This is a genomic window from Roseixanthobacter liquoris, assembly GCF_043195135.2.
Lineage (GTDB): Bacteria > Pseudomonadota > Alphaproteobacteria > Rhizobiales > Xanthobacteraceae > NCEH01.
Genome location: NZ_CM195537.1, coordinates 427,842 through 439,715, shown reverse-complemented (window position 1 = coordinate 439,715; position 11,874 = coordinate 427,842). Strand labels below are relative to the sequence as shown.

At 67.7% G+C, this 11,874-nt stretch carries 12 protein-coding genes; 10 read left to right on the top strand and 2 right to left on the bottom strand.

Annotation, left to right across the window (positions count from 1 at the left end; all coding sequences use genetic code 11):
• Window position 1 precedes the first annotated feature (1 nt).
• Both rsmB and htpX read right to left on the bottom strand, forming a co-directional pair.
• Entirely contained in the window at window positions 2-1,381 is a 1,380-nt protein-coding gene (rsmB, locus tag V5F84_RS01930) for a 16S rRNA (cytosine(967)-C(5))-methyltransferase RsmB (protein WP_394043165.1), read from the bottom strand.
• Window positions 1,382-1,487: 106 nt separating this feature from the next.
• Window positions 1,488-2,456 carry a zinc metalloprotease HtpX gene (htpX, locus tag V5F84_RS01925; protein WP_394043164.1) on the bottom strand — a complete coding sequence of 323 codons (969 nt, stop codon included), beginning with the start codon at window positions 2,454-2,456 and terminating at the stop codon, window positions 1,488-1,490.
• Window positions 2,457-2,731: 275 nt separating this feature from the next.
• Between htpX and V5F84_RS01920 the strand changes: the two genes are divergently transcribed.
• The 10 genes from V5F84_RS01920 (at window position 2,732) to lnt (ending at window position 11,799) form a co-directional block, all read left to right on the top strand.
• On the top strand, window positions 2,732-3,292 hold the full coding sequence (locus V5F84_RS01920; RefSeq protein ID WP_394043163.1) for a NifU family protein: 561 nt from the start codon (window positions 2,732-2,734) through the stop codon (window positions 3,290-3,292).
• Window positions 3,293-3,401: 109 nt separating this feature from the next.
• Window positions 3,402-4,085, top strand: coding sequence for a tRNA (adenosine(37)-N6)-threonylcarbamoyltransferase complex dimerization subunit type 1 TsaB (gene tsaB, locus V5F84_RS01915; RefSeq protein WP_394043162.1), 684 nt, complete (start codon window positions 3,402-3,404; stop codon window positions 4,083-4,085).
• Complete coding sequence (locus V5F84_RS01910) at window positions 4,082-4,558, top strand: GNAT family N-acetyltransferase (RefSeq protein ID WP_394043161.1); 477 nt, start codon at window positions 4,082-4,084, stop codon at window positions 4,556-4,558. Before tsaB ends, V5F84_RS01910 begins: the two co-directional genes overlap by 4 nt.
• A 127-nt stretch (window positions 4,559-4,685) precedes the next feature.
• The gene (locus V5F84_RS01905; protein ID WP_394043345.1) at window positions 4,686-5,066 is read left to right on the top strand and encodes a Fur family transcriptional regulator; all 381 of its coding nucleotides are present in this window, start codon (window positions 4,686-4,688) and stop codon (window positions 5,064-5,066) included.
• Window positions 5,063-6,031, top strand: coding sequence for a lyso-ornithine lipid O-acyltransferase (gene olsA / locus V5F84_RS01900; protein WP_394043160.1), 969 nt, complete (start codon window positions 5,063-5,065; stop codon window positions 6,029-6,031). Before V5F84_RS01905 ends, olsA begins: the two co-directional genes overlap by 4 nt.
• A 123-nt stretch (window positions 6,032-6,154) precedes the next feature.
• Window positions 6,155-7,540 (top strand): tRNA (N6-isopentenyl adenosine(37)-C2)-methylthiotransferase MiaB, encoded by a 1,386-nt coding sequence (miaB, locus tag V5F84_RS01895; RefSeq protein WP_394043159.1) that lies wholly within the window; start codon window positions 6,155-6,157, stop codon window positions 7,538-7,540.
• Window positions 7,541-7,542: 2 nt separating this feature from the next.
• Window positions 7,543-8,625 (top strand): PhoH family protein, encoded by a 1,083-nt coding sequence (locus V5F84_RS01890; RefSeq protein ID WP_509277150.1) that lies wholly within the window; start codon window positions 7,543-7,545, stop codon window positions 8,623-8,625.
• 1 nt (window position 8,626) lies between these two features.
• Window positions 8,627-9,145 carry an rRNA maturation RNase YbeY gene (gene ybeY / locus V5F84_RS01885; RefSeq protein ID WP_394043158.1) on the top strand — a complete coding sequence of 173 codons (519 nt, stop codon included), beginning with the start codon at window positions 8,627-8,629 and terminating at the stop codon, window positions 9,143-9,145.
• Window positions 9,146-9,166: 21 nt separating this feature from the next.
• A complete protein-coding gene (locus V5F84_RS01880) occupies window positions 9,167-10,156 on the top strand; it encodes a hemolysin family protein (protein ID WP_394043157.1) in 990 nt (329 codons plus the stop codon).
• 11 nt (window positions 10,157-10,167) lie between these two features.
• The gene (gene lnt, locus V5F84_RS01875; RefSeq protein WP_394043343.1) at window positions 10,168-11,799 is read left to right on the top strand and encodes an apolipoprotein N-acyltransferase; all 1,632 of its coding nucleotides are present in this window, start codon (window positions 10,168-10,170) and stop codon (window positions 11,797-11,799) included.
• Window positions 11,800-11,874: the final 75 nt, after the last annotated feature.

The following is an 11,874-nucleotide window of genomic DNA, read 5'->3' as shown; positions in this document are numbered from 1 at the left end:
ACTACCCCCGACGGCGCGTGCCGCCTTTCACTATCCGTGCGGCAAAGAAGCCGTCGAGGCCGGACCGCTCCGGCTCTCCCCGCACCCAATCACTGGGCACAGTGCGCAAATCACCTTGAGGAGTGATGAACGACGCGATGCCGGGGACATCTTCTGGCGTCAGCGGGGCTCTTTCCGCATCGGGACGGGCGGAAAGCAGGCGGGCGATCTGCGCTTCGCCCTCCTCCGGCTCCAGCGAGCAGGTGGAATAGACCAGCACGCCGCCGGGCTTCAGGAGGTCGAGCGCATGGTCGAGGAGCCGGCCCTGAAGCTCCGCGAGGCCGGCAATGTCCCCCGGCCGCTTGTTCCAGGCGATGTCCGGATGGCGACGCAGGGTGCCGGTGGCGGTGCAGGGCGCATCCAGCAGGATCGCGTCATAGGGACCGCCGGAAAATTCAGCGGCATCCGCCTCCACCACCGTGGCCGAGAGCTTGAGCCGGGCCAGATTTTCCGAGAGGCGCACCAGGCGCTGGCCGGAGCGGTCGAGCGCGGTGACGCGCGCGCCCGCGGCGGCAAGCTGGGCGGTCTTGCCGCCGGGCGCCGCGCACAAATCGAGGACGTTCAGGCCCGCCACGTCACCGAGCAAGCGGGCGGGCAGGGCGGCGGCGGCGTCCTGAACCCACCATTCGCCATCCTCATAGCCGGGCAGGGCCCGCACCGGGCCGGCGTGGAGAATGCGTACGGTGCCGGTGGGCAGCACCTCGCCACCCAGCTTCAGCGCCCAGCCTTCGGGATCGGATTTCACCGTGAGATCGAGGGCCGGCTCGTGGGCGTGCATGGCACAGATCGCGGCAGCACGTTCGGCGCCATAGGTTTTCGTCCAGCGCTGGCGCAGCCAGTCGGGCGTGTCGGCGGCGAGGGCATCGATCGCGGCGAGGCGCTCGGCGCCCTCACGCGTCAGGCGGCGCAGCACCGCATTGATGAGGCCGGCGAAGCCCGAAGTGGTGCCGTCGCCGCGCGCGATCTCCACCGAAAGGCCGACCGCCGCATGGTCCGGCACGTCCATGAACAGGATCTGCGCGGCACCCACCAGCAGGACGGTTTCGACCTTGGGCGCGGATTTGGGAAATCCCCGGTCCAGCATGGGGCCGACAACGGCGCGCAAGGTGCCGAGGCGGCGCAAAGCGGTGGCGACAATGCGGAAGGCGAGCGCCCGGTCGCGCGGCTCGAGGCCGGCGGCATTGTCGAGCGCGTCTTCCAGCGCGGTGCTGCCGCGCAGCACGCGGTCCAGGGCATCGGCCGCAACCAGGCGGGCGCGCAGGCCGGCGGCTTCCGGCGGGCGCCGCTCGGGCGAGCGGTGGGCGTTTCGGGCGGCGGATCTCGGGCGGGACGGGGTTTTCATTGCGCGCACCTAGAGCCATGCGGGGCGCTTGGCAACCATAGCCACTGGTTTCTGAACCTTCGCGCCGTCAATTCCGCCTGATCCGCCCGTTTTCCGCCCGGTCCCATCAGCCCCAGGGTCCGCGCCGCTGCGCGCTGCCCGATCCGCCCCACGGGCCGCGGGGCACGGGTCCACGGGACGCGGGCCCGGAAGGCGCGGCGACGGGCGCGCTGGCGAAGCCGCGCGCGCCCATCTCCTGGGCAAGCTGGCGCAGGGCGGCGATGCGGTTCTCGGTGGCCGGGTGGGTGGAGAACAGATTGTCCATCCGCTCGCCCGACAAGGGATTGATGATGAACATGTGCGCGGTGGCGGGGTGGCCCTCCGCCTCATAATTCGGGATGTGGTGCGCGGCGCCGGAGATCTTGGCGAGCGCGGCGGCGAGCGCCATGGGATGGCCGCAGATTTCCGCGCCGGTCCGGTCCGCCACATATTCGCGCGACCGCGAGATCGCCATCTGCACCACCATGGCGGCGATGGGAGCAAGGATCGCCATGAGAATGGTGCCGACCATGCCGAACGGCGCATTGTTCTCCCGGTTCCCGCCGCCGAAGAACAGGCCGAAGTTCGCGAGCATGGAGATGGCGCCGGCGAAAGTGGCGGTGATCGTCATGGTCAGCGTGTCGTGATGCTTCACGTGCGCCAGCTCGTGCGCCATCACGCCGGCGACTTCCTCGCGGGTGAGCATCTGCAACAGGCCGGTGGTGGCGGCGACCGCGGCATTCTGTGGATTGCGCCCTGTGGCGAAGGCGTTCGGCTGGGGGTTGTCCATGATATAGACCTTGGGCATGGGCAATTGCGCCCGCGCCGCCAGCTCCCGCACCATGGAGACGAGTTCCGGCGCGGTGCGATCGTCCACTTCCCGCGCGCCGTACATGCGCAGGACCATCTTGTCCGAATTCCAATAGCTGAACACGTTCATGGCCGCCGCGACCAGGAACGCGATGAACATGCCGCTGGTGCCCCCGAGGGCGAAGCCGACGGCCATGAACAGAGCGGTGAGGCCCGCCAGCAGGATCGCCGTCTTCAGATAGTTCATTGTCTCCTCCAAGAGGCGGCTATGGCGCCGCCGATGATACGCCTCTTAGGATGGGAAGCGCGCCCATCTCTCGCAAGGTCATGCCCGCCGGCGCGCGAACAAAACGGCATCAGCCGCCGGCCAGCGATTCGCTCCTGCTTTGTTCCCCTCGCGTTCGTCCGTTTGCGCGCTCTGTGCCGATCTGGCACGGCCCTTTCCGTTTGCCGCCCGGCACCTTATCTTTAGCTCCATATACGCGGCGCAGGCCGCCTCCCTTTCGCGCGAGGATGCGAACCATGTTCATCCAGACGGAGCCGACGCCCAATCCGGCGACGCTGAAGTTCCTGCCCGGCCGCGACGTGCTCGGCGAGGGCACGCTTGATCTGAAGACCTCTGGCGAGGCGGACCGTTCCCCGCTCGCCCAGCGCCTGTTCGACGTGGACGGGGTCGGCGGCGTGTTTCTCGGCTCTGATTTCATCACCGTCACCAAGACCGGCGGGGACTGGGCGCATCTGAAGCCCGCGATCCTCGGCGCCATCATGGAGCATTTCATGTCCGGCGCGCCGGTGCTCGCCGAAGGTGCGGCGGCGGACGGCGACGATGCCGAGGAATTCTTCGCCGAGGCCGATACCGACACGGTCGCGACCATCAAGGAGCTGATCGAGACCCGCGTGCGGCCGGCGGTGGCCAATGACGGTGGCGACATCACCTTCCGCGGCTTCAAGGAAGGCGTCGTCTTCCTGAATATGAAGGGCTCATGCTCCGGCTGCCCGTCCTCCACCGCGACGCTGAAGAACGGCATCGAGAACCTGCTGCGGCACTTCGTGCCCGAGGTGGTCGAGGTGCGTCCGGTCTGAGCTGTGCCCCGCTGATTTGCGGTGCGCACCGGGGATTTGGCACTATCCCCTTCCGTCAGATGCGTTTTCGATGGATTGTGGGCGCGGGATTCGGGCGTCCACATTCATCATGCTAGTTCTTGCCATAGATACCGCGCTGACCGCCTGTTCGGTGGCCGTGCTGGACGCGGAAAGCGACTCCATCGTCGCGGGCGATTCGCTGCTCATGGAGCGCGGACACGCCGAAGCGCTGATTCCCATCGTCGAGCAGGTGATGGCGGATGCGGGGCTGGAATTTCCCGCCCTCAGCCGCATCGCCGTCACCGTCGGTCCGGGCAGCTTCACGGGGCTGCGGGTGGGCCTGTCGGCGGCGCGCGGCTTCGGCCTCACGGCGCGCCGTCCGGTGGTGGGGGTCACGACGCTGGCGGCCCTCGCCGCGCCGTTCCTGGCCATGGACGATACCCTGCCGGTGGTGAGTGCGATCGACGCGCGCCACGGCCATGTGTTCCTGCAGATGTTCGGGGCCGGCGGGCGCACGCTGATCGCCCCCCGCATCATGGCGGCGAAGGATGCGGCGCGCTCCGCCGCCATCGGCGCCATTCGCCTCGTCGGCTCGGGCGCGGCGTTGGTGGCGGAGGCGTGGCCGCCGGGCGAGACGCTGCCGTTCAGCGTCGATGTCCAGCCGGCGCCCGACGTGGCCTGGGTGGCGCGGCTCGGCGCCGTGGCCGACCCGGCACGGGCTGAGCCGCGCCCGCTCTATCTGCGCGCCCCCGACGCGAAGCCCCAGGACGGGGCGCGGATCGCACGCCGGTGAACCTGCTGGGCCTGTTCTCCGCGCGCCCGCGCCCGCCCTATATCCGCGCGGCGGAAGGACGGGACAGCGAGCATCTGGCGCGCATCCATGCCGCCTCCTTTCATCGCGGCTGGGGCATCGACGAGTTCGAGCGCCTGCTGAGCGAGCGCGCGGCGCGCGGTCATCTCCTGTGCGCGACGCCAAAAACACCGCCCATCGGCTTCGTCCTGTCCCACGTGGTGGTGCCGGAAGCGGAGATTCTCTCCCTGGCCGTGCTGCCGTCGGCACGCGGCAAGGGATATGGCGCGCTGCTGCTGGATCATCACCTGAGGCGGCTGGTCTGCGAGGGGGTGACGGTCTCCCATCTGGAGGTGGAGGACAGCAACCAGCCCGCGTTGCGACTCTATCGTGCCCTCGGCTATGTGGAGAGCGGCCGCCGCAAGGGCTATTATGCCGGCGGTACGGATGCCCTGGTGATGCGCCGGGATCTGTGACCCAAGGTTGCACGGCGCATGCCTTGCGGGGACAGGCGCGGGCGGCGATAAGAGCGGCGATTTGAGTGAGGATTGGCTCTTGAGCGACATCATCAGTGCCATCGAGCACGCCTGCGCCGCCAAGGGCATGCGCATGACCGACCAGCGGCGGGTGATCGCGCGCGTGCTCACGGCCGCCGAGGACCATCCCGACGTCGAGGAATTGTATCGCCGCGCCAGCGCCATCGACGACAATATCTCGATTTCCACGGTCTATCGCACGGTGAAGATGTTCGAGGATGCCGGCATCATCGAGCGCCATGAGTTCGGCGACGGCCGCGCCCGCTATGAGCCGGTGCCCGAGGAACACCACGACCATCTCATCGATTTGCGCAGCGGCAAGGTGATCGAGTTCCGCTCCGAGGAGATCGAGCGGCTCCAGGAAGAGATCGCGCGCCGGCTCGGCTATCGCCTCGTCGGGCACCGCCTTGAGCTGCATGTCCTGCCGCTGGACGAGGACCCCTCGTGAGCGCCCCCCGCGACGAGGTCAATATTTTCGACGAGCTGGCGGGCGGGCGCACGAAGCGCCCGCGCAAGCATCGCTCCTTCTTCGGCCATTCGGCGGAGCCGATGCCGCGTTCCAGCTTCGATGCCGAGCCCATGCCCGACCTCGGGCCGGACCAGCCCCGCCTCGGCGGCGCTTTCGATACCGTGCGGGTGGGCGTCATCCTCACGCTTGTGGGGCTCGTCACGGCGATCGGCATTCCCTTGCAATGGGTTTCGCTGAAGTTGCACCTGCCCAGCCGGCGCACCATTCCGCTGCTGTATCACCGCATCGTCCTGTTCCTGATCGGCGTGCGCCGGCATGTGCGGGGCGCGCCGGCCGCCGGGCGGCCGTTGCTGCTGCTGTCCAACCATGTGTCCTGGCTCGACATCTGTGTGCTCGGATCGCTGACGCCGCTGGTGTTCGTGGCCAAGAGCGAGGTATCGCGCTGGCCGCTGATCGGCCTGCTGGCGGCCTTCCAGCGCACCATCTTCGTCGATCGCCAGCGCCGCCATGCCACCGGAGAGGTGAATGCCGCCATCGCCGCGCGCCTGTCGGAGGGCGATCCGGTGGTGCTGTTCGCGGAGGGCACCTCGAGCGACGGCAACCGCATCCTGCCCTTCCGCTCGGCGTTGGTGGGGGCGGTGCGCGAGACCTTTAAGGCCAACGGCCAGGTGCTGGTCCAGCCCCTGTGCGTCGCCTATGTGAAGATCCAAGGCATCCCCATGGGCCGCTCCCATCGCGGAATCGCCGCCTGGTTCGGCGACATGGATCTGGCGCCCCACCTGCTGGAAGTGCTGCGGCAGGGCGCCATTGACGTGGAGGTCACGTTCGGTGAGCCCGAGGCGCTCGACGGCGCGGCGGATCGCAAGGCCGTGACCCGGACGAGCGAAGAGGCCGTGCGCCGGCTCAGCGAGACGAGTTTGATGGGCCGCGCACCCGCGGCCTGAGTTCCCAAAACGCCAATTTGCCGGTAAGACAAACGTTCCAGGTTTTCAATCGGGGGCGGACTGCGCGGGCGTCACGGGAGCGTCGCGCCCATGCGCGATGGTGGAGTTGGCAGAACGCGAAACATGCACGAACCCCGCAAGCTTTATGTGAAGTCCTTCGGGTGCCAGATGAACGTGTACGATTCCAATCGTATGGCGGACACCCTGGCGAACGAAGGCTATGTGGAGACGAACGATCCGGCTGATGCCGATCTCGTCATCCTGAACACGTGCCACATCCGCGAGAAGGCGGCCGAGAAGGTCTATTCCGAGCTGGGCCGGCTGCGCAAAGCCAAGGCCGAGGACGGGCGCGACACGCTGGTGGCCGTCGCCGGCTGCGTCGCCCAGGCGGAAGGCGCCGAGATCATGCGCCGCTCGCCGGTGGTGGATCTGGTGGTGGGGCCACAGAGCTATCACCGCCTGCCCGAGTTGCTGGCGCAGGTGAAGGCCGGCGTGCGCGCCGTGGACACCGAATTTCCGGTCGAGGACAAGTTCGATCATCTCCCGGCGCCGAGCGACGCCGCCACCCGCAAGCGCGGACCGACCGCCTTCCTCACCGTGCAGGAAGGCTGTGACAAGTTCTGCACCTTCTGCGTGGTGCCCTATACCCGCGGCGCCGAGGTCTCCCGCCCGGTGGCGAAGATCCTGGCGGAGGCGGAGCGCCTCGCAGAGCAGGGGGTGCGCGAGCTGACCCTGATCGGCCAGAATGTGAACGCCTTCCACGGCCTCGGCCCCGACGGAAGGGTGTGGACGCTGGCGCGCCTGGTTCATGCGCTGGCGGAGGTTCCGGGCATCGCCCGCCTGCGCTACACCACGAGCCATCCCCGCGACATGGGCGAGGACCTCATCGCCGCCCATCGCGACCTGCCGGCGCTGATGCCCTATCTGCATCTGCCCGTGCAGTCCGGCTCCGACCGGGTGCTCGCCGCCATGAACCGCAAGCACGGCAAGGACGTGTTCCTGGATATCGTCGCCCGCATGCGCGCCGCGCGGCCGGACATGGCGCTCTCGACGGATTTCATCGTCGGCTTCCCGGGCGAGAGCGATGCCGAGTTCGAGGAGACCATGGATCTGGTGCGCGAGGTGGGATTTGCCGGCGCCTATTCCTTCAAATACAGCCCGCGCCCCGGCACGCCGGCGGCAGACCTCGCCTTGCAGGTTCCCGAAGAGGTGAAGACCGAGCGGCTCGCCCGCCTCCAGCAGGCGCTGGAAGCCTCCAAGCGCGCCTTCGACCGCTCCTGCCTCGGCCGCACCCTGGATGTGCTGCTGGAAAAGCCGGGTCGCCAGGAGGGCCAGTTCATCGGCCGTTCGCCCTATCTCCAGTCGGTGGTGGTGAGCAATCCGCCGGTGGGCATCGGCGCCTTCGTTACGGTCACCATCACGGACGTGGGGCCGAACAGCCTCGCGGGCCGCGTCATTGCTGTTCCCTCGCCCGCGGACGCACCCGCGTTCGCCGCCATGGAGGCTTGAGCTTGCGAAAGTCCGGCGCCGATAAAGACCGTCCTTCTCCTTCGGTGCAGGCCCCCGCACGGGCGGCCATCAGCGATCCCTGGGCCATAAACGGCGACGACACCCCGGCTCAGGTGGTTCTTGCCTTCGACGACAATCGCCTTGCGACGCTGCTGTTCGGCCATTACGGACGCAACCTCGCCCTGATCGAGCGCAAGCTCGGGGTCAAGGCGGATTCGCGCGGCAATCACGTCAGCCTGGAAGGCGGGCGCGAAGGCTGCGAGCAGGCCCGCAAGGTGCTGGAGCATCTCTACGAGAGCCTCAAGCGCGGCCGGGAGATCAGCGTCGGGGACGTTGAAGGCGCAATCCGCGAAGCGGTGGCGCAGGGTTCGTTGTTCGATTTCGACCCGGCCGAAGGCCAGGCCTTCGACGAGATCCAGCTGCGCCGGCGCCCGGTGCGGGCGCGCACGGCGGCGCAGGATGCCTATATCCGCGCCCTGAAGCGCAACACCCTGAATTTCGGCACCGGCCCGGCCGGAACCGGCAAGACCTGGATCGCCGTCGCCTATGCCGTTCACCTGCTGGAACGGCGCATGGTGGATCGCATCATCCTGTCCCGCCCGGCGGTGGAGGCGGGCGAGCGGCTCGGATTCTTGCCCGGCGACATGAAGGAAAAGGTCGATCCCTATCTGCGGCCGATCTATGACGCGCTTTATGATCTCATGGACCGCGCCTTCGTCGAGCGGGCCTTGCAGACCGGGGAGATCGAGATCGCGCCGCTGGCCTTCATGCGCGGCCGCACGCTCTCCAACGCGGCGGTGATCCTGGACGAGGCGCAGAATGCCACCTCCATGCAGATGAAGATGTTCCTCACCCGCCTGGGCGAGAACTCGCGCATGATCGTCACCGGCGATGCCAGCCAGACCGACCTGCCCATGGGCCAGACCTCCGGCCTTGCGGAAGCGGTGCGGCTGCTGGACGGGATCGAGGGCGTGGGCATCACCCAGTTCAAGGCGGCGGACGTGGTGCGCCACGAACTGGTGGGCCGCATCGTCACCGCCTACGAGGCCCACGAGGCGGCCCGCCTTGCCGCCAAGGCGGGCTGACATGACGCGCGCCGCACCCACCGCACCCGCGCCCGACCGGTTCGCGATCGACATTCTGGTCGAGGACCCGCGGTGGGAAAGCGTGCCGGAGGCGCCTGCGCTCGCGGAACGCGCCGCCCAGGCGGCGCTCGCGGCCTGCGGCGATGCATTCGCACGCGCGGCCGAGATGAGCGTGACCCTCACGGACGATGCGCGCATCCGCGTGCTCAACCGACAGTGGCGCGAAAAGGACAAGGCGACCAACGTTTTGTCCTTCCCCGCCGCCGAAGTGCCGGAAGATGTCACGCCGGAGCCATTGGGCGATGTCATCGTGGCGCTGGAGACCGTGCTGGCCGAGGCCCAGGCCGAGGACAAGCGGCCGCAGGATCATCTGGTGCATCTCGTCGTGCACGGAACATTGCATCTGCTGGGCTTCGACCATGAGGACGATGCCGAGGCGGAAGAGATGGAAGAAATGGAGCGTGGCATCCTGGAGGGGCTCGGCATCTCCGACCCCTATGCGTTGCCCGCGGAAACTTGAGGCCGACCCCAAAGGGAGACCATGTCCAACATCGACCAGTCGAGCGACCCCGCCTCCGCGGAGCCGCAGAGTTTCATCGATCGATTGCGTGCCCTCCTCGGGACGTTCCGACCCCATGGCTCCTTGCGCACCGACCTTGTCGAGGTGCTTGAGGAGGCAGGCGGAAGCTCCGGGGAGGTGAGCGAGTTTTCGCCATCCGAGCGCAAGATGCTGCGCAACATCCTTCATCTGAAGGAGGTCGGCATCGGCGATATCATGGTCCCGCGGTCCGAGATCGTGGCGATTCAGAAGGATGTGTCCCTGGGCGAATTGATGGTGGCCTTCGCCAATGCCGCCCATTCCCGCCTGGTCGTGTTCGATGACGATCTCGACGACCCGGTCGGCATGGTCCATATCCGCGACCTGCTGGCATTCATGACCGGACCGCTGCCGGACGGCGCGGAGGACCATCCCGTCGACAAGGAAATCGACCTGTCGAAGGTGGATCTGCGCCAGTCGCTGACCGATGCAGGCCTGGTGCGGCGCCTGCTTTATGTGCCGCCCTCCATGCCGGCGGTGGATCTGCTGGTCTCCATGCAGGCTGCGCGCACCCATCTTGCCCTGGTGATCGACGAATATGGCGGGACCGACGGCCTCGTCTCCATCGAGGACGTGGTGGAGGAGATTGTCGGCGAGATCGAGGACGAGCATGACGACGAGGCGGCGCTGATCCAGCGCCAGGGCGACGGCAGCTTCGTCACCGATGCGCGCACCCCGCTTGAGGATGTGCTGAACGTGCTGGGCGAGGATTTCGCCCCCGCCCATGTGGCGGAGGAAGTCGACACGCTCGGCGGGTTGATCGTGACGATCGCCGCCCGCGTTCCGGCCGTGGGCGAGATCATCACCTTGCCGGGCGGCCATAGCGTCGAGGTGCTCGACGCCGATCCGCGCCGGGTCAAGATGTTGCGGATTCTCCCGCCCGCGCAGGCGGAGAACGACGCGGCAGAGGCTTCGGACGGCGATCAGGCGTGACACGCCGGATCCTGACGCGTCTTGCCCTGACGCTCGGTCTCTTCGCCCGCAGGGTGAGCGCGCTTGCGGGCTGGCGCCGCCTCGCGGCGGCTTTTGGCGCAGGGGCGCTTGCCGCCCTGTCCACCGCTCCGTTCGGTCTTTGGCCGGTGCTGGCGATCAGCTTTCCCGTCGTGGTGCTGCTTCTGGATGGAACGCGCCAGGGCACGCGGCGCCCGTTGCGCACCGCGGCGGCCATCGGCTGGTGGTTCGGCTTCGGCTATTTCCTCTGCTCCTTGTGGTGGATCGGCGCCGCATTCCTGGTGGAGGCGGATGTCTTTGCCTGGCTGTTGCCGGTGGCGGTCGTCTGCCTGCCGGCGGGCCTCGCCCTGTTTCCCGCGCTCGGCCTTCTGGCCGCGCGCCTGCTGTGGTCTCGGGGGGCTGCGCGCCTGTGTGCGCTTTCCGCCGGCCTCGGGGGTGCCGAATGGCTGCGGGGCCATGTGCTCACCGGCTTTCCCTGGAACACGTTCGGCTATGCCTTGGCCGAGAATCTCGCCCTGGCGCAGAGCACGGCGCTCATTGGCATTGGCGGGCTGACGTTTCTCACGATCCTGCTGTTGGCTGCGCCGGTCCTGGTGTTTTCTGCGGGTGCGCGGCGGCGCGATCTGGGCTTTCTCGCCCTCGCGGGGCTTTCCCTCGGCGCGATGTATGGCGCCGGCGCGCTTCGGCTGGCGCACACGCAGGTTGGCTCCGTGCCCGGCGTTAACCTGCGCCTGATGCAACCTGCGCTGCAGCAGGACGAGAAATTTGCCTATGGCCGGCGCGAGGCGATTCTCGACGATTATCTCGCCCTCAGCGCCACGCCGAGCGCCCGATATCCCGGGGGACTCACGGACGTGAGCCTGCTGATCTGGCCTGAATCGGCCTTTCCCTTCCTGTATGAGCGCGAGCCGTGGGCGGCCCGGCGAATCGGCGAAAGCCTGCCGCGCAACCTGGTTCTGGTGACCGGCGCCGCCCGCTACGGCGCCCCGCCGCTCGGGCAGGTGTCGCCCTATTTCAATTCCATCCGTGTCATCGCGGCGGATGGCACCGTGCTCCAGAGCGTCGACAAGGTGCATCTGGTGCCGTTCGGCGAATATCTGCCCTTCCAGGCGTTCCTGGAGCGCATCGGCCTCGAACAGCTGACCCGGGTGCGAGGCGGGTTTTCCGCTGGGGAAGCCTTGCAGGCCCTGAATATTCCCGGGGCACCCCTGGCTGCGCCGCTGATCTGTTACGAGGCCATCTTCCCCGGGGCCGTCATTCCCGAAGGTCCGCGCCCGCGCTTCCTGCTCAACGTCACCAATGATGCCTGGTTCGGCGAGACGCCGGGGCCCCACCAGCATTTCCTGCAAGCGCGCATCCGCGCGATCGAGGAGGGTTTGCCTTTGGTGAGGTCAGCAAATACGGGCATTTCCGCGATTGTGGATCCGCTGGGACGTATTGTCGCAGATTTGGGATTGGACATACACGGTGTAGTGGACGGATACCTCCCGCAAGCGTTGGAGAATCCGCCTCCCGCTTCTCGCGTCGGTGGTTCCATCGTCCTATCCATATTTCTTTTGATTCTTATGTCCGCGTGGCTGGGTGCCGGAGGCTTGCGGATCATGCAAGCTGCACGCAAAAGTTGATCGACGCGCTAACCATGTATGCGTATCTTCGCGGCGTCAGGGCAGCCTTCGCGATGCGAAGTGTGACACATTTCC